Origin of the sequence: Paraburkholderia phytofirmans, from assembly GCF_046028095.1 — a bacterium.
GTDB lineage: Bacteria > Pseudomonadota > Gammaproteobacteria > Burkholderiales > Burkholderiaceae > Paraburkholderia > Paraburkholderia phytofirmans_A.
Genome location: NZ_JAQQDJ010000001.1, coordinates 466235 through 484423, shown reverse-complemented (window position 1 = coordinate 484423; position 18189 = coordinate 466235). Strand labels below are relative to the sequence as shown.

General features: G+C 62.9%; 15 protein-coding genes. 6 read left to right on the top strand and 9 right to left on the bottom strand.

From position 1 onward, the window contains the following. Positions 1–145 precede the first annotated feature (145 nt). Positions 146–808, bottom strand: a complete 663-nt coding sequence (locus PQR54_RS02170) for a HugZ family pyridoxamine 5'-phosphate oxidase (RefSeq protein ID WP_408243877.1) — start codon at positions 806–808, stop codon at positions 146–148. A 192-nt stretch (positions 809–1000) separates the two neighbouring features. Between PQR54_RS02170 and PQR54_RS02165 the strand changes: the two genes are divergently transcribed. After that, positions 1001–2212: an MFS transporter gene (locus tag PQR54_RS02165; protein WP_408243876.1), complete on the top strand. Its 1212-nt coding sequence runs from the start codon at positions 1001–1003 to the stop codon at positions 2210–2212. A 259-nt stretch (positions 2213–2471) separates the two neighbouring features. Beyond that, the gene (locus PQR54_RS02160) at positions 2472–3908 is read left to right on the top strand and encodes a collagen-like triple helix repeat-containing protein (RefSeq protein ID WP_408243875.1); all 1437 of its coding nucleotides are present in this window, start codon (positions 2472–2474) and stop codon (positions 3906–3908) included. Between the two features lie 164 nt (positions 3909–4072). Here the strand turns inward: PQR54_RS02160 and PQR54_RS02155 are convergent, their stop codons facing one another. The 3 genes from PQR54_RS02155 to PQR54_RS02145 form a co-directional block, all read right to left on the bottom strand. Then, entirely contained in the window at positions 4073–5089 is a 1017-nt protein-coding gene (locus PQR54_RS02155) for a cupin-like domain-containing protein (RefSeq protein ID WP_408243874.1), read from the bottom strand. A 133-nt stretch (positions 5090–5222) separates the two neighbouring features. Next, positions 5223–6368: a branched-chain amino acid ABC transporter substrate-binding protein gene (locus PQR54_RS02150; protein ID WP_106302606.1), complete on the bottom strand. Its 1146-nt coding sequence runs from the start codon at positions 6366–6368 to the stop codon at positions 5223–5225. A 423-nt stretch (positions 6369–6791) separates the two neighbouring features. After that, entirely contained in the window at positions 6792–7895 is a 1104-nt protein-coding gene (locus tag PQR54_RS02145) for an NAD(P)H-dependent flavin oxidoreductase (RefSeq protein ID WP_408243873.1), read from the bottom strand. 254 nt (positions 7896–8149) lie between these two features. Here PQR54_RS02145 and PQR54_RS02140 point away from each other — a divergent pair, with 254 nt between their 5' ends. Further along, positions 8150–8848, top strand: a complete 699-nt coding sequence (locus PQR54_RS02140; RefSeq protein WP_408243872.1) for a dienelactone hydrolase family protein — start codon at positions 8150–8152, stop codon at positions 8846–8848. 284 nt (positions 8849–9132) lie between these two features. After that, positions 9133–10653, top strand: a complete 1521-nt coding sequence (locus PQR54_RS02135) for an amidase (RefSeq protein WP_408243871.1) — start codon at positions 9133–9135, stop codon at positions 10651–10653. A 103-nt stretch (positions 10654–10756) separates the two neighbouring features. Here PQR54_RS02135 and PQR54_RS02130 read toward each other — a convergent pair whose 3' ends face one another. The 4 genes from PQR54_RS02130 to PQR54_RS02115 all read right to left on the bottom strand — a co-directional run bounded on the left by PQR54_RS02130 (position 10757) and on the right by PQR54_RS02115 (position 15383). After that, complete coding sequence (locus tag PQR54_RS02130) at positions 10757–12049, bottom strand: MFS transporter (protein WP_408243870.1); 1293 nt, start codon at positions 12047–12049, stop codon at positions 10757–10759. A 254-nt stretch (positions 12050–12303) separates the two neighbouring features. Then, positions 12304–12615: a high-potential iron-sulfur protein gene (locus PQR54_RS02125; protein WP_408243869.1), complete on the bottom strand. Its 312-nt coding sequence runs from the start codon at positions 12613–12615 to the stop codon at positions 12304–12306. 264 nt (positions 12616–12879) lie between these two features. Further along, complete coding sequence (locus tag PQR54_RS02120) at positions 12880–13986, bottom strand: NAD(P)/FAD-dependent oxidoreductase (RefSeq protein WP_106283896.1); 1107 nt, start codon at positions 13984–13986, stop codon at positions 12880–12882. Between the two features lie 419 nt (positions 13987–14405). After that, complete coding sequence (locus tag PQR54_RS02115) at positions 14406–15383, bottom strand: AAA family ATPase (RefSeq protein ID WP_408243868.1); 978 nt, start codon at positions 15381–15383, stop codon at positions 14406–14408. A 269-nt stretch (positions 15384–15652) separates the two neighbouring features. Here PQR54_RS02115 and PQR54_RS02110 point away from each other — a divergent pair, with 269 nt between their 5' ends. Both PQR54_RS02110 and PQR54_RS02105 read left to right on the top strand, forming a co-directional pair. Continuing rightward, the gene (locus PQR54_RS02110; RefSeq protein WP_408243867.1) at positions 15653–16192 is read left to right on the top strand and encodes a hypothetical protein; all 540 of its coding nucleotides are present in this window, start codon (positions 15653–15655) and stop codon (positions 16190–16192) included. An 88-nt stretch (positions 16193–16280) separates the two neighbouring features. After that, positions 16281–17078 carry an endonuclease/exonuclease/phosphatase family protein gene (locus tag PQR54_RS02105; RefSeq protein WP_012431452.1) on the top strand — a complete coding sequence of 266 codons (798 nt, stop codon included), beginning with the start codon at positions 16281–16283 and terminating at the stop codon, positions 17076–17078. A gap of 28 nt (positions 17079–17106) precedes the next feature. Here PQR54_RS02105 and PQR54_RS02100 read toward each other — a convergent pair whose 3' ends face one another. Continuing rightward, positions 17107–18087, bottom strand: a complete 981-nt coding sequence (locus tag PQR54_RS02100) for an aldose 1-epimerase (RefSeq protein WP_408244241.1) — start codon at positions 18085–18087, stop codon at positions 17107–17109. Between the last annotated feature and the right edge of the window lie 102 nt (positions 18088–18189).

The following is an 18189-nucleotide window of genomic DNA, read 5'->3' as shown; positions in this document are numbered from 1 at the left end:
TATCAAAAAATGAAATTTAAGATCTCGATTTGACACCAACATTTCATGCCATGAGAGCTTTAACATGAAACGTCGTAACATATTGCGACAGACCGCCTGCGCGGTTATTACGCATGAGTGGTTTCCCCGAAGAACGGCAAAAAATCTAACTCATGTAGCGCTGCATGCAATCTTCTAGCGCTGCACGCAAGGTTTCAGTATTGGTTTTGGCATCGTCGAAGGGAAAACGTCTGCGTTCGCCGTTCAGTTTCAGATCCACGCCATATCGATCGACGCCGAGCAGCTGAAACTCGCCCTTACTGCCGGACTGAGCGGGGAATTGCGCGATAACCGCGTTCTCTTCATCGAAACCGAGTGGCGGCAATGGATCGAGTTCATCGCCGGCAAGCCACCCCATTGCGCCGAAACCGCCGATATAACGCAGCCGCTCGACCCTCATCGCCCAGAAAGTGAAGTCGCCGAGTACGAGATAGCGCTCCGCGTCGGGGTGATAGCGCAAATAACGTTGCACCACCTCGGGCGTCGAGTCGACCGGTTCGAAGCTGCCGAGCAAGGTGACACGCTGGCCGCTCAGCACGTCGCCGTCGGGGGCGTCGACGGCCAGAAAACCGGCGCGCGGGTCGGCGTGCAGGTTATGGGTATGCTCGGCGAGCCGGCTCACGAGGATCGTCGGACGATGCTGCAAGTCCGGCGCGAACGGCAGCACGGACGGATAAGGGAAACCTTCCGGCTGGCGCGCGTGAGTGGCGAGCGTGCCGACAGCGGCTGTATGCAGCAGATGCAGCGGAGCGTGAGCGGGAATATTCAAGTGCGCGTTCCTCGATAGATAAGCGGCGAATCACAAACACCGGTAAGCAGACCGCACAACGCTGGCGCCTCCGAACTGAATAATCGCCAATATGCGGATTCCGCCTTCCAAGCATAAGACAGCATGCTTCGTTAGAATCGGAAATTCGCTTTCAACGCGCTTTCTCGCGCGTCACCCCTCCTCGAGATTTCCGTGTCAGACCGCTCCTCCGAATTCGCCACCCTTCCCGCCGCTCACAGCGACCTCTCCGATACCGCCCGGCAGCGGGCCCGTCTCGCCACGATGGCGGTGTTCTTCATTGCCGGCATGATGTACGCGTCGTGGGGCGTGCACGTGCCGACGGTGCGCGACCGTTTTCACCTGAACGCGGCGCTGCTCTCGTTCGCGTTGCTGGCCGTCGCCGGCGGCTCGATCGGCGCGATGGCGGCCAATGCTTCGTGGATCGCGCGGGTCGGCACGCGCCGCGCCTGTCTCGCCGGCGGCCTGGTGATGGCGGTGTGCGCGGCACTGATTTTGGTCGTGCCCGCTTACTGGATGCTGCTGGTCGTACTGGCCACCTTCGGCGCGGGCATGGCCACGCTGGATGTCGCGATGAACGCCGAAGCGAGCGCCGTCGAGAAAGCGCTCGGCAAGCCGATCATGTCGTCGTTGCACGGCATGTTCAGCGTCGGGGGGATGTTCGGTGCGGCGGTCGGCGGGGCGCTGCTGTCGCGCGGCATGGCGCCGGCGGTGCATCTCGCGCTGGCTGCCTCGGTCAGCGCGCTTGTGCTGCTCGCCGCCTGTCCTTCCGTGCTGCCGCACGTGCCGCATGCCGATCATCCCGACTCCGCCACGCCGCGCGCGAATCGCTGGCGCTCGCCAGCGTTGTGGGCGCTCGGCGCGATGGCGCTGGTCGCGCTGATCGCCGAAGGCGCGATGTACGACTGGGCCACTGTCTATATGCGCGACGTCGTACTGGCCACGCCCGCCCTCGCGAGCGCGGCCTACGCGGCGTTCTCGGGCGGCATGGCGGCCGCGCGGTTCGGCGGCGACGCCGTGCGCGCCCGCTTCGGCGCACCGCAACTGGTGATGGCAAGCGCGACGCTCGCCTGCGTCGGGATGGTCGGCGCGCTGCTGCTGCCGAATGCGGTTGCGGCGCTGATCGGCTTCACGCTGATGGGTCTTGGGCTCGCGAACATGATGCCTGTGCTGTTCGCGGCGGCGGCGAGCGTCAAAGGCATTCATCCGGCGGAAGGACTCGCGCATGTTGCCGGGTTGGCGTACTTCGGGCTGCTGCTCGGGCCGGTGATCATCGGCGCGGTGACCCAGGTGACCAGTTTGCCGATCGGGCTGTCGGTGGTGGCGGTCTGTTCCGCGTTGATCGCGCTGGTCGGTCCGAAGGTTCTGCGGCGTTTGAAGATCTGATGCGAAAGCGCCCCGCTGCTGCGTCCTTGCGTGCGGCGGCATACGAAACACACTAGCCCTGCGTTACGTTACGCATGGGCTGTGCGCTGAGGTGTTCCGCGACACATCGGTTGAATGAAGCGTGGCCGTCCGCAGATCCTATACCGCCAACACATTGATTCATATACGTTTATTTCATGCAACGGCTAGAAAAATAGAAATGGCATAGGCCTTGCAGTTAGTTCCCCCAAGTAATGACCAAACTACGGGGGAGCAGACCATGAATCGCAAATTCAAACTGACGGCGATCGCCATGTGCGTCACGTCGATGATCGTCCTGACGGGATGCGGAAGCACCTTGAACAGGCCGAGCGTAGGGAGCGGAGCGGGCGGCGGCACGCCGACTCCCACACCGACGCCTACGCCCACACCTACGCCGACGCCGACTCCCACACCAACGCCGACACCGACGCCCACGCCGACTCCAACGCCCACCAGCGCCAACCCCGTCGGCGTCGTCGTGCAAAACAGCGGCAACGTCGTCACCGCCGTCGGTCAAACCGTCTCCGCCGTCGGCAGCCAGATCGGCCTCACGCCGATTCCCGGCACGAATCCGGCAACCACCACGGCGCTCGGCAATGTCGTGTCGAATCTCGGCAACGGCGTGACCGCGGTCGGCACGGGCGTGGCGAACGGCCTGGGCCAGTTGGGCAATTCCACCGATCCGCTCGGCACGACGCTCGCCAGCAGCGGCAACCTGGTCTACAACGCAGGCCAGTCCGTCAACAGCGCCGGCCAACTCGTGACGAGTCTCGGCAGCGGACCCACCGCGCCGCTCAGTCCGTTGACCACGCCACTGGGCAGCGCGGTCTCGACGGTCGGCAACGCCGTCAGCGGCCTGGGTACGCAACTCGGCTCGCAGTTGACGAACGGCCCGATCCAGCAAGTCACGCAGACGGTCAGCACCGCGATCACGCCGATCACGAGCACGCTCGCGCAGACGACGCAAACCGTCGGCGACACGACCGGTCTCGGCGCACCGCTAAACGGCCTGCTCTCGACGGTCGGCCATGGCCTCGGCAGCGCCGGCGGCAAACTCAGCGGCGCGACCGGCAATCCGATCGGTGAGAATCTCGGCAATGTCGTCACCAAGCTCGGCGACACGGTCACGTCCGCGGGCGGCCTCCTGACGGCGGGCGGCTCCGGCAGCGGCAATCCGCTCGGCGGCATCACAGGCATTCTGAATCCGGGCGGCGGCGGCACGGGCTCGCCGCTCGCACCGTTGACCAGCATCCTCACCGCGCTGCCCGGCACCTTGAGCGGCGGCCTGACGGGCGGCAGCGGCGCCGGCGGCCCGCTCGCGCCGTTGACCAATGTGGTCAGCACCTTGACCGGCGGTCTCGGTGGAGCGGGTTCGGGCAGTCCGCTTGGGCCGCTCACCGGCGTCGTGAGCTCGGTCACGGGCGCATTGGGCGGCGCGACGGGCAGCAGTGGCAATCCGCTCGCACCGGTGACCTCGGTCGTGTCGACGCTGACCGGCGCGCTGGGCTCGGCCACGGGATCGGGTAGCAGCGGCGGAACCAGCAACCCGCTCGCACCGATCACCGGCCTGTTGACCACCGTCACCGGCACCTTGAGCGGCGCTGCAACGTCCGCCGGCGGCACGACCGGCGGCGGCTTGCTCGGCGGTCTAGGCGGCATCGCTTCAAAGAAGTGACGAACAAGAACAACGACTGCACATAACGACGCGATAAAAACAGGCGTCGAAGGGGGGCGGCGAGCCGGGCAACCGGCTCGCTGTTTTTTTATCGGCGCGTCTGGCTGCGTGAGTCGCACTCTAACGACGCAGCGCCGAAGAGCCGCGCTCGCATCATCGGCGCGTCACAGTTCGTGATACGTATCGTAGTGACGCGAGAACTCGTTACTACGCAGAAAATTGGTGAACGTCATCGTCACCGATGCGTCGAGTCCTTCCACGTAATGCCACCAGCCGATCGGCAGAAACAGCAATTCGCCGGGGGCGAGCGTGCATTCGATCAACTGCGCTTGCCGCATCGACGGGAAGCTGTCGTAGTCGATCGCCGCGCCGTCCACTTGCGAATAGCAATGCAGATGGTTCGCCATAAACGGCGTGTCCGACAGCGGCACGAGTTTGATCTGTTTGCGGCCGATCACCTGCGCCATGAAGTTGTTGGTCAGGTCGTGGTGAAACGGCGTCTTGGTTCCAGCCGGTCCCATCCAGAAGAAACCGGTGTCGAGCGATGCGGCGTCGAGATATTCATCGATTGGCGGCACGTCGGACCATAACGCCGCGAGCGCTGCGCGATTGTGCGAGGTGTTATTGGCGGTCATGTAGAAATCGTTAGTCGGCCCGCTCTGCTCGACGAGGTCGACATAGTCGGCAAAGCGCATCGTGCGCCTGAGCCTGGGCTGATTGATTTCGTAGTTCGCGTCCGATTCGCGGCCGAATTGCACTTCCACTTCGCGATCGCCGCACCGCTCGCGGAGGTAGTCCCAATTCCACAGCGAACGCGCAGGCCAGAAATCGAATGCGCCGGTGATGATCACCGGCCGGTTCTGAAAGTAGTACTGCTCAAAGAACGCGTCGCGCGATAAGCGTTCGCGTCGTTCGATTACACCGCTCGCCGCACGCATACGATTGAGCTCGCCGTACACCGACAAAATCCATTCGCGCTTACGCAAACGATTGCGCAGACGCGTTGCACCGTGAAAATAAGGACTCGCGAGCGCCGCGTCGATTTCTCGCGTGGCATCGGCCGCGTCGAAACCGTGGCCGACCAGCGCACCATGCAACGCGGGTGACGGTGCATCGAGCAGCAGATTTTCAGCGATCCAGCGGCGCCATGCGTCGTCGAACGAACGGGGCACAGAGGTCACGGCAGTCTCTCCGAACAATGGGAATCGGCAAACGGGATCCGCAAACGAAAAAGCACGCGGACCTTGCGGCGCGCGTGCCTTTTAAACCATGCAACCGAAGACAGACAACACGCTGCCTTCGATCACGCGATTTTTACATCTTCACTACGTCGAGCAGCGTCTTCTTGCCCGACTTGTAGTTGTACAGCGAGATCACGCCGTGCTGAAGGTCGCCCTTCGAGTCGAACGTGGTTTCACCGATCACACCCTTGTAATCCGTGCTCGGCATTGCTGCCAGGATCTTCGCCGGATCGGTCGAGTTGGAACGCTTCATAGCGTCGACGATGATGTACACAGCGTCATACGTGAACGGAGCGTAGATCTGGATCGGCTGACCGAAACGCTTCTGATACTTGGCGAGGAACGCCGAGCCGCCAGCCATCTTCTCGAGCGCCATACCGGCTTCCGAGCAGACGATGTTGTCGGTTGCGTCGCCAGCCAGGTCCGACAGCTTGTCGGTACACACGCCGTCGCCTGCCAGCACCTTCGCGCGCAGGCCGAGCTGCTTGGCTTGCTTGGCGAACGGGCCGCCGGTGGCGTCCATGCCGCCGTACATGATCGCGTCCGGGTTTTCGCCCTTGATCTTCGTCAGAATCGCGCGGAAGTCGACAGCCTTGTCGTTCGTCGCGTCATGCGACATCACGTTCAGGCCCAGCGATTTCGCCGTCTTTTCGAATTCGTTTGCCAGACCCTGGCCGTAAGCGGTCGAGTCGTCGACGATCGCGACGCTCTTCACTTTCAGACCCTTGGCTGCGTAGTTAGCCAGTGCCGGACCTTGTTGCGCATCGGTCGCCACGACGCGGTACGTCGTCTTGAAACCTTGTTGCGTGTAGGCCGGGTTCGTTGCCGACGGCGAGATCTGCACGATGCCTGCATCGCTATAGATCTTCGAAGCCGGAATCGACGTGCCCGAATTCAAGTGGCCAACCACTGCAACGACCTTGTCGTCGACCAGTTTCTGGGCGACTTGAGTTGCCGTGCGCGGGTCGGCTGCATCGTCTTGCGGATCGAGTTGCAGCGTGATTTTCTGGCCACCGATCGTCAGGCCCTTGGCGTTGATTTCTTCAACTGCCAGGCGCGCGCCGTTTTCGTTGTCTTTACCCAGGTGAGCGATACCGCCAGTCAGCGGTGCAACGTGACCGATCTTGACGACCGTGTCGGCTGCAGCCGAAGTTGCCAACGTCGCGAACAGCATCGCCGCAGCGCTGATCGGCAACAGCTTTTGAATCTTGATGTTCATGTAAGTCTCCAGTTTCGGTCCCAAAAACAACGTAATCGCCCTGTGCCCCCGCTTCCCCAACACGTGTCGCTCAGTCCCGTGGACGACCACGCCGGTTGCATCGTTCATGCACTTGGCCAGCACGCTCACCGGACTGTTTGTGGCAGGCGGCAAACCGTACTTGCGCGCAAGTGTAGGCCATCAAATTAATTTGTGGGGCTTTTTTGAGGAAGTGGGATGAACACTAATAGCGTTTATCCAACAGGCACCGATCCAGACTGGAGGGAGTGACTGGAAAGCACCAGCCCATGCGGGTTTCCGCTATGTGAGGCTTTCGTCTAACTGCACGGCCTAAAGCTTTTAGCGTGTTAAACCGTTAATCATCCGAATAGGCTTCGTGCTTGAAAAAGAGGCACGTCCGGACGCCGTCCGGAGCGTGTTGAATCACTGATTGAACGCAGCGATGCGCGCGGCCGCCTCGCGCCATTCGTGTTCGAGTTGGCCCATCAGTTCGGCGGCGCCGAGACCTTCGCGGCGGGCGCGGCCCAAAGGCGCGCCTTGCCCCGACCATAGCGAGAGATAGTCGCCGTTTTCCGCGCGGCTCGCGGTTTGCCGCAACTCCTGCGTCAACGCGTTTTGCACCGGATACGGCGCGATCTTCTGCGCCGCTTCGCTCAAACGCTGCATCAACGGATTGCGTATGCCGCGGGCATGGCGGCCGGTGATCGCGCGCGTGACCGACGTTGACGTGTCGGACGTGGAGCGCACGCGGGTTTTCCATATCTCCGGGATCGCGCTTTCGTGACAGGTGAGAAACGCGGTGCCCATCATCGCGGCTTGCGCGCCGAGCGCAAGCGCGGCGACGATGCCGCGTCCATCCATGATGCCGCCGGCGGCGAGCACCGGCAGCCCGGTCGCGTCGACGAGTTGCGGCACGAGCGCGAGCGTGCCGACCAGCGCATCTTCGAATGCGCCGATGAATGTGCCGCGATGCGCGCCCGCCTCCGCGCCTTGCGCGACAATCGCATCGGCGCCCGCGTCGCGCCAGGCCACACCTTCGGCGGCATGCGTCGCGGTGCCTATTACATATAGACCGTTTGCGTGAAGACGAGCGACGTCGTCGGCCGGGAGCGAGCCGAATGTGAAACTCGCCAGCGGCACGCGCAATTCGATCAGCATGTCCAGTTGCGCGCGGAAATCCGGCGCGTAGCGTGCAAGCGGAGCGCCCGGCGGCAAACCGAGATCGTGGCGCACGGGATTGATGGCTTCGAGTGCGGTACGCACGGTCGCGTCGTCGGGCGTGGCCGGTTCGAGCACGAACAGATTCACGCCGAACGGACGATCCGTCAGCGCGCGAATCGCCGCGACTTCGCTCGCGATCTTCTCGGGTGAGAGCGCCGCGCCCGCCAGAAAACCCAGACCGCCGGCATTCGATACCGCGGCCACCATTGCCGGCGTCGTCGCGCCGCCCGCCATCGGCGCCTGCACGACCGGCACACGCAACCCGAAACGCTCAGCAAACGGCGTCACAAAACTGCCTTCACTCATGATGGATTCCTTTCCCGTCAATGCGCTCGCCATGTGAGCGAGCTAACACGCTTTAATGTACCGAGGCGGCCCGCGCGGGAAAAATGAATTATCGAGAACGTTTCAATCGCCTTACGAGATTTCCGCCTCACGGGGCCGCGCTGCACGGCGTTTCTTTTGATGGCAAACTGACCGCCCCGCTTCAGGCATTCAGGCCTCTGGCCTTCACTCGGACCGACCTCGCGCGAGCCGCGCGCGAGTCAATGGAGAGCAACATGAGCACCACTTCCCGATGGATCGACATTCCCGCCGGCAACGACAGTTTCGGCGGCTACCTGGCGTTGCCCAAAGGCGGCAAGGGACCGGCCGTCATCATCATTCAGGAAATCTTCGGCGTGAACAGCCATATCCGCTCGGTCGCGGATCAGTACGCGCAAGACGGCTACGTGGCGCTCGCACCGGACGTGTTCTGGCGCGTGCAACCGCGCGTGGAATTGACGTACGACGGCGCCGATCGCGAGAAGGGCATCGAACTGATGCAGAAACTCAAGGTCGACGAAGCCGTGTCCGATATCGGCGCAGCGGCTGCGGCGCTACGCGCGATGCCGGAAGTGACCGGCAAGGTCGCGGCGATCGGCTTCTGTTTCGGCGGCCGGCTCGCGTATCTGGCCGCGGCGCAAGGCACGCTCGACGGCGCGGTCGCCTACTACGGCGGCGGCATCCAGAACCAGCTCGACGAAGCCGCGAAGATCAAGGTGCCGATGCAGTTCCACTACGGCGAACTCGACGCCCATATCCCGGTGTCGGCTGTCGGTGAGATTCAGGAACGCTTCGCCGGCCGCACGGACGCCGAATTCCACATCTATCCGAACGCCGATCACGGCTTCAACTGTTCGGACCGCGCGTCGTATAACCAGCGCGCCGCCGCATTGGCGCATGGCCGCACGCTGACGTTCCTCGGCGAACGTCTGTAAAGCGTGGCTTTTTAGTTGGCGCGGTTTTAGCGGAGCGAATTTCTGTGTGCCGCTGTTCGCGTCGACGGATCGCGCGCGCCTATTGCGCTTTTTTGTTGGCGCTTTTCATTGGCGCCAGTAACTCGCGCGCGTAACTCAGTTACTCTCTTAGAGACGGCGTGTCAGCGGCACGCCGTCTTTTCCATGTGCGGCAATCAATCCGGGCGACGAAACCTCGCGGCGCGGTTCATCGCGCGCATGGACTGCCGGCCGATTCAATACTCGATAGCGAGGGCTCATTCGTCGTGCATTCAGACTATCTCGCCCATGACGCCACCGGCCTCGCCGAACTGGTACGCAAGCGCGAAGCAAGCGCGCGCGAGTTGCTCGACATCGCGATTTCACGCACGGAAGCGGTCAATCCTGCGATCAATGCGATTGTCCTGAAGGACTACGATGCAGCCCGTCAACGCGCTTCACGCGACGACGCGAGCCGCGCGAACGGCGCAAACAATGCCGATGGCGTCAGCGCGCAAACCGCGCTCGCCGGCGTGCCGTATCTGATCAAGGATCTCGGCGCGCCGGTCGCCGGACTGCGCATGGCCATGGGCAGCCGCCACTACCGCCATTTCACTCCCACCGAAGACGCGCCCGTGGTCGCGCTGGCGAAAGCGGCCGGCCTCAACATCTTCGCCAAGACCAGCACGTCCGAACTCGGGCAGATGCCTTATACGGAGCCCGAACTGTTCGGCGCGTGCCGCAATCCGTGGAATCTCGACCATACGCCTGGCGGCTCGAGCGGCGGCGCCGCGGCGGCGGTTGCCGCGGGTATCGTGCCGCTCGCGCATGCGTCGGATGGCGGCGGCTCGATCCGCATCCCCGCGTCATGCTGCGGACTCTTCGGCCTCAAACCGTCACGCGGGCGTGTACCGCGCGCGACCGCGGCGGTAGCGGCCGGTGAACTCGGCGTCGATCACGCGGTGTCGCGCAGTGTGCGCGACAGTGCGTTGCTGCTCGATCTGCTTGGCGGCAATGTCGACCGGCCGCTCGGCGCGCCGGGCACGTTTCTGAGCGCAAGCCGCGAGCCGTGCAAGCCGCTGAATATCGCGTACGTCACCGAGCCGATGCTGGCGCCGTCGCTTTCCGCCGACGCGCGCGCCGCGCTCGACGACGCCGCGCAACTCGCCAGCTCGCTCGGCCACAACATCGAACCGGTGTCGCTCGGCATCGACTTCGCGGCGGTTCGTCATGCGTTCCTCACGCTCTGGTCCGTGACCGCGGAAGATCTGGTGCTGAACGCCGAGCGCATCAGCGGCCGCAAACCATTGCGCGCCGAGTTCGAAATTTCGACGTGGACGATGGCGCATGTGGGACGCAAACTCGGCGAACGCGGCCTGCCCGCCGCGCTCGAAGAACAGCGCCGCATCACCGAACGGCTCACCGATCTGCTGAATCGCTACGACGTGATTCTGTGCGCCACGCTCGCCGCGCCGCCGATCAAGATCGGCGAGATGCAGCCCACTTCTGCGGAGCGGATGCAGATGCGCGCCGTCACCACCATGCCGCTCGAAGCGCTGCTGAAAAAGGTGCTGGCGGAAGCCTCGAAGAAGGCATTTACGTGGGCGGGTTGCACGGAATTGTTTAACCTGAGCGGCCAGCCTGCGATGTCGGTGCCGCTCTACTGGAATGCGCGTGGGCTGCCGATCGGCGTGCAATTTGCGGCGCGCGTCGGCGGCGAAACGACGCTTCTGCGTCTGGCCGCGCAACTCGAAACGGCACGGCCGTGGTTCGACAAGCGGCCGCCGTTGATACAGGCACGCAACTAGGCGAAGACACTGACGGTGGCGAGCGGACAGTGCCGCAGAGAAGCGAGCTGACCACGCGAGCCCGCAGTCTTGCATCGAAGCCCGACGCAAACCGCGCCGCCGTTCAGGCCGGCTTGCGATGCGCGTCGAGATCCGCGTGGCGCTTGCCCGGAATGCAGGCCACCGCGACGATCGACAACGCCAGTCCGCCCATCACGTAGTAAGTCGGCGCGAGCGGCGAGCCGGTTGTGTTGATCAGCCACGTCACGACAAACGGCCCGAAGCCGCCGAACACCATCACCGCGATGTTGTAGGCGAGCGATAAACCGGTCGAGCGCACGTTCGCCGGAAACAGCTCCGCGATCAGCGCGCCGAACGGTCCGTAATAGCCGGACAGCGTGATCGACAGCAACGCCTGCACGAGAATCAGTTTCGACACGCTCGGCTCCGCCGCGAGCCATGCAAACAACGGATAGATGATCACAAGCGTAATCACCAGCGACCACAGCGACAGCCCCTTGCGCCCGATCCGGTCCGACCATGCACCGGCCAATGGCGAGAGCACCGTCAACAGCAGATTGCCGACGATCACCGCGTAAAAGGATTGCGCGTAGGGCAACTTGAGTTGATTGACCGCGAAGGTCGGCAGATAGCTGATCAGCACGTAAATCGTCACCGTGAGTGCGATCACCGAGCCGAGTCCGCAGAGCACGTCGCGGGTGTGAGTTCTGAAGACTTCGCCGAGCGTCGCGCGCCGCGCGGTTTTTTGCGCGAGCAGAAACGCTTCCGAATCCGCGAGATGCCGGCGGATATAAAAACCGATCGGCCCGATGATCAAACCCAGAATGAACGGCACGCGCCAGCCCCAGGATTTCAACGCCTCGGGCGACAGTCCGCGCGTGATCAATGCGCCCACCAGCGCGCCGAGCAGCAGCGCCGCTGCCTGACTCGCCATCTGCCAACTGCCGTAGAAGCCGCGCTTCGAAAACGGCGCAGCTTCGATCAACAACGCCGTCGAGCTGCCGAACTCCCCGCCGGCGGAAAAGCCTTGCAGCGAGCGTCCGACTACGATCATCAACGGCGCGCCGATGCCGATCGCCGAATACGGCGGTGCGATCGCCAGCAGCAGAATGCCGAGCGTCATCAGAGCGATGACGAGCGACAACGCCGCTTTGCGTCCCGCGCGATCCGCGTAGAGTCCGAGTACGATGCCGCCGATCGGCCGCATGACGAACGCAACGCCGAACGTCGCGGTGGCGAGGAGCAACGACGAATAGTCGTTGCCAGCCGGGAAGAACAACTGGGCGATCACCACCGTCAGAAAACCGAACACGGTGAAGTCGTACCACTCGAGTGCATTGCCGATCACAGCCGCGACGACGGCTCGCGTATGAAGGCTCCTTGACGCTGGTGTCATACGGATCTCCAGCCTGCCAAAAGTATCCTGTAGTGCGTCGTTTTAGTGCAATGCCGTATTAGCGCGAGCGAGAAAAACAGCGCGAGCCGTAGAAGTCGCATTGGAGTGTAAAGAGCGCACAAGCGGTTTTCAAGCAACAAAAAGACGTCTGCCACGCGGGGTGGCAGACGTCTGAATGATGGGACCTCGAATGCGCCCTGCCATGTTGCGGCGCATTTCGCGCAACATTAAGGGCGGGTGCGGCTGACGGGTAATCAGGCCTTCTTGTTATATGCGCTGCACCAACCCTTGCTCGCGACCTGCTTGCCGGCGAACATCGGGCAGCCGGCGTAGGGGTCAGTCGCCTTGCCTTGGTAGAAGCTGCAGTTGCCGCAGTCCTGGCCTGCTGCGTACTTGGCGAATTTCGCCTTGTCCACTTTCGCGGCGTCTTCTTTGTAGCCGAGTGCTTGCGCGGTCGGATCGGTTTCGGAGACTTTCGGTGCGTCGGCGAATGCCTGGCGCGACAGCGCGAAGGTGGATGCCACACCAATGCTGGTGATCAAAAACGTACGACGGGAAGGTTTCATGGGGACTCACTCCATTTATATTGAACTGATCGCCGTTCTGGTGACAGCGGTCCCCAAGGATAGCAATGAAGCCGTCGCGTGTGACGGTCCAAATGATAGAGATAACCGAACTGGTACGGCTGCGCGGCTGAATGTCGCGCGAAATGCGAATCGATCGCAGACGAGTTGAGCGCTCGCGGTGAAACGCGCGATCCGCGAACCGCGCGCGACTTGACTGCTCGCAGTGAGACCGTCGCTGCGAATCACACGCAAATCACACGCGACTCAAGCGCGTCCGCTCAACTCGCACACTCGCTGCGCGATTGCGAGCGACGCCGTCAATCCCGGCGACTCGATGCCGAACAGATTGACGAGTCCACGCACACCATGCGCAGCCGGACCTTGAATCACGAAGTCGGCAGCGGGTTCGCCGGGACCGGATAGCTTCGGACGAATCCCTGCATATGCGGGCTGCAATGCATCGTCCGGAAGCGCGGGCCAGTAGGCGCGAATCGCCGCATAAAAAGATTCCGCGCGACGCGGATCGACATCGTAATTGATCGCATCGACCCATTCGACATCGGGACCGAAACGCGCCTGGCCGCCGAGGTCGATGGTCAGATGCACGCCGAGGCCAGCCTCGTTCGGCATCGGATAAATCAGGCGGCTGAATGGCGCGCGCCCCGAGATGCTGAAGTAGTTGCCGCGCGCGAGATAAAGCGGCGGCACATGCCGCGCGTCGAGTCCGCGGATTCTGCGCGCCAACGCATTCGCCTGCAAACCAGCGCTGTTGATCACGCACGCTGCGCTGATCGTGGTCGGTGCGCCGCCGCCCACGTTGATGATGAAGCGGCCATTGCTCGCTTCGATCGCTTTGACCGGTGCGTGAAACGCACATACCGCGCCGTCGCGTTCAGCGTCGCCCTGCAACGCCAGCATGAATTGATGACTATCGACGATACCCGTCTGCGGCGAGAACACTGCTTCGACACATTCGAGCGCGGGTTCGAGCGCCTGCGCCTGGTCGCCGGTGATTCGCATGAGGTCGAGCACACCGTTGTCGCGGCCTTTGGCCATGATGCTTTCGAGCTGAGGAATCTGGTTGCGCGAAGTCGCGACCAGCAATTTGCCGCAGCGTGAATGCGGCACGTTACGCTCGACGCAGTAGTCGTAGAGCATCTCGCGGCCGCGCACGCAAAGCGCGGCTTTGAGCGAGCCGCGCGGATAGTAGATGCCCGCGTGAATCACTTCGCTGTTGCGCGAGCTGGTGCCCACGCCGATTGCTTCGGCCGCTTCCAGCACGATGACGTCGCGGCCCCGCGCCGCCAGTGCGCGCGCCACCGCGAGACCGATCACGCCGGCGCCGATCACTACACATTCGATTTGGTCCATGTCCCTTGACGCGGCCAACGTCGCCGCGCGCTACCTCGTTCACCCGATCAAGATGAAGACAGGGTGCGGCTTTCGCGCGCCTTACACCGCTCGCTGCCGAACGCACCTGTCCATTCGCCACCGCTACTCAAAATTGTACGACGCCTTACAGACACAAATGCCCGCAGTCGGTAATGACTGCGGGCATGCGGTCTTGAGCGGGTCTCATATGTAGCGGCCGGACTTAATTAGTGTACGCCGTCGGGGGTTGCGGCGCTCGCTTCTTCGTATGTGGGACGAATGCGAGGCACTGTCGGGCTGCGTCTTATTAATAGCAATTATTGCCGCGACATTCATTGTGTTTGGAGCGCAGATTTCTGCCTTTGGCCACAAAAAAGCCGCCCAAAGGCGGCTTTGCTACGAAAAAGTGGCAAAAATGCTCAAAAACCGATGGGTTTTCGCCGGTTTCCGTGGTCCAGGCGAATGTCGCCCGCTTCGACATGATTCCGCCCGTCGATCCGCGCCGCGCCGAAGCCGTTGAGAATCGCGCGGCGCATTTCACGCGGCGACGCCCGCATCAGCGCGTCGAGCGCGTCATCGCCCAGCACCTCGGGAAAGCGCAGCCCCCAGTTGTGCGCGTTGCGGATCTCGTCGTAGATCGCCTGCGCGATGCGGCGCGCGCCGTCGCGATCCGGCGGCGGGATCTCATACACGTTCATCCGGTTCAGGATCGGCTCGGGAATCGAGCGTTCGTCGTTCGCCGTCGCGATCCAGATTACATGCCCTGCGTTGATCGGAATCTCCGCAAATTCGTCGATGAAGGTCTGCGCCGTATCGTGTTCCAGCAGCGCATACAACGCGCCGAGCGGATCGTATTGTGAATCGCCCGTGGCCTTGTCGATTTCGTCGACGGCGATCACGGGGTTTGCGTAACTGCCGTTCACGAGCGCATCGAACACCTTGCCCGGCTTCGCGTTCTTCCATTGCGACGAGGCGCCCGACAGAATCCAGCCCGCCGTCAGCGAACTCATCGCTACGTATTGATACGCGGTGCCGAGCAGGCGCGCCAACTGCTTGGCGAAGTGAGTCTTGCCGATGCCGGGGTCGCCGAGCAGGAGGATCGGCATCAGTTCGAGCCGGTCTTCCGTCTCGAGACATAAGGCGACCTGCTTGCGAATGTCGTCGAGTGGCGCGGAAAAGTTGGGCAGCGCATCGATCAGATCGTCGATCGACGGCATGCGGTTCGGCTTCACGCAAAAGCGCATATTGCCGGTCTTCAGCATCTTTTCGTAGGTTGCGCGCAGTGCCTCGTTCGCGCCTTCACCGAGATCGTTCAGCGCGGTCTCGACCTGATCGAGGTCGTACACCCTGCTGAAAGACGCCACGGCGATTTCTTGTTTGACCATTGCTGTTGTCATCGCTCACCCCGTCTGGCTGGTCTTGCTGCTGCGGCTCCTTGTATGGCGCCGTTTCAAGTCCAGTGTAACGAGGACATATTCGCGTGCAAGCCAGCAGTCTCGCCACTCTGCTGCTAACAGCGGGTTGTTTTTGGTGATTCGTAGCCTTATCTGAAATGGATTGTTGCTGAACCCGGCCCCGTTTGAAGTGTCAGAAAGGCGTTGCGCCCATCAGGGGTAAGATGGCCTTCTGACCAAGCGGCCGGATCTCGTGACCGGAGAATTCTTCTATGTGGAAAACCAGTATCGTGGCTGTGTTGCTCGGCACTTCGTTGCTTGCGAATGCACAACAGAGCGCATCACAGAGCGCACCGCAAAGCACACCACAACGGCCGGCGCAGCAGGTCGTGCAATGGCAGTTGCAGGTCATGCGCGACGGCCAGCAAATCGACGCGTTCGACGGCACCACCACCGTCGGCCAGGCGCGCACGGACACGCATCATAAGATGGTGCAGCATAACGTCGGCTGCAAGGATCGGCCGGCCGGCGGTATCGATCTGGCGCGCACGCTGACCGTCTCGCCGCTGCAGGCGGATGCGAGCGGCGTCACCATGTCGATCGACGCGCAGGAAACGTTCGAGGAAGACGCCGCGCGGCAAACCGACACCGGCTGCAAGCTGCCGCCGCAACCGCGTCAGGTGAGCGCGAGCCATCCGGGTCTGAAGGTGGCGACGGGGCAATGGGCCACCTGGACCATCGTCGACAAAGACCCGAACCTGGTCTACCGCGTGCGTGCAAGTCTCGCGGACAGCGCAACCACGGCAAACTGATCGAACCGATGCAAAGCACACGCGAGCGAACACGCAAACAGCACGCGACTAACCAACGCCCCCAACCAGAACACGTGGACAACGCGGCATGCGAAACCCCGAAGAATTGATCCGCGAGAGCGTAGCGCCCAAAGATTTCGTTGCGGTGAGCTGGAACCTGCATAAAGGCCGCACACCGCTCGGCTTTCAGGCCTGGCAGGCCATGCAACGCTGGGTGCAATCGACCCACGCGGACGCCTATTTTTTACAGGAAGCGATGGCGCGGCGCATGCCGTCGCCGGTATTGGCGAGCAGTTTCGGCTCGCCGCTCGCCGATCCGTTGAGCGATGTCTGGCATTGCCAGGCCACGGAAATCGCGCGCGCGCTCGAACTCGAAATCGCGCTCGGACCGAACGTCTTCAAACCGTCGTGGCGGCATGGCAATGCGATTTTGTCGCCGCATCCGCTCGATCTCGGCGGACGCTGGGATATCTCCGCGCATCGCTTCGAAAAGCGCGGTTTGCTGGTGGCGCGCGCGACTTTCGGTGGTCACTCAGTCACGCTGCTGTGCGCGCATCTTGCGCTTACACGCTCGGCCCGCTTGCGTCAGATGAACTGGATCGCGCACTGGATCGCAAAGGAAGCGCCGGAGGGTCCGCTGGTGCTCGCCGGCGACTTCAACGACTGGCGCAACGATTCCGTGCCGCTCTTCGGCGAACATGGTTTGCAGGAAGTAGCCACGCTGCTCGGCGAGTCGGGCCGTACCTTTCCGGCTTTCTCGCCCGCACTCGCGCTCGACAAGATGTTCGTGCGCGGCATGAAGCCGATCGAGTGGATCCAGCCGACGCAGGAAACCGCGTGGCTCTCGGATCACTTGCCGTATATGGCGCGCTTGCGGGTCGAATAGACTCGAACCCGAGCGAACGCGCCGCACGTTAGTCCTTGTGCGGCGTCCATCTCACCGTCGCGGCGATCTCTTCGCCCGGCTGCAACACGCAGCCGCCCACATGCTCGCGCGGGCCTACCGCGTTGAAGCAATCCGTGGTGTTCGTCACGGGTTCCACGCACAGTTGCGGGTCGTTGGCGGGCGCGAATATCACCATGTGATCGAACGAGGCGTCGGCGGTCATCGTCAATCGACGGTGTTCGTCGGGCCACGCAATGGTCGCCTCGCGCGACCAGTTCGCGAAGTTGTTGTCGAGATCGAACGCTTCCGGCGACATGCCTTCGCGCAACGCATTCACCGCGGGGTGCGGGCCGAGATGCGTCGGCAAGACATCGGCGTCGGCGTGCCACATGGCTTTCACTTCGGCGTACACGCGGGTCTGCGCGGTGCGCGGATAGTACGGGTGATGCCCCATGCCGAACGGCATCGGCTGCGCGGCCAGGTTTTGCGCGGACAACGTGATGCGCAATGCGCCGCCGCTCAACTCGATACGCTGCTGCGCGCGATAGCGAAACGGCCAGTCGCCGGGTATGCGGGCATCCGGTTCGTGTTCGAAGTGCAGTTCAACCGAGCTTTCAGTACGCGCCCCCACTTGCCACGGATGCCGCCACGCGTTGCCATGTAGCGCGTGGGCAAAACGCGTGTCGTTGCCGGCGAGATCGATCGTGCGGCCGTCGAATTCGAAACGCGCGTCGCGAATCCGGTTGCAGTAGGGGAACAGCGGAAAGCTCGCCATGCGCAGCGGATCGCGTTCGATGAACGCCGCGGTCGAGGCCGGCCGCAACCAGTGCAACGGGCCATCGGGCGTCGTTTCATAGAAGGCCGCCAGCGCGCCGCCCACTTCGGGCGCGATCACGGCACGCAGCGCGCCGGCCGAAAGCGTGACGACCGAGGCCACGACCGCGGGATCGTCGAGCCAGAGAAGTCCGGTCGCGGACGGTCGGATCGAATTCAAGGAAACGTCGCGCATGGTCAGAAAAGGCGGTGCCTCTGGCGGATGGCGGCATGAACGCGCATTGGTGTCTCCTGTGACGTGCCGCGCACAGCACGCGGCCGGCGGATTGTCGGAATC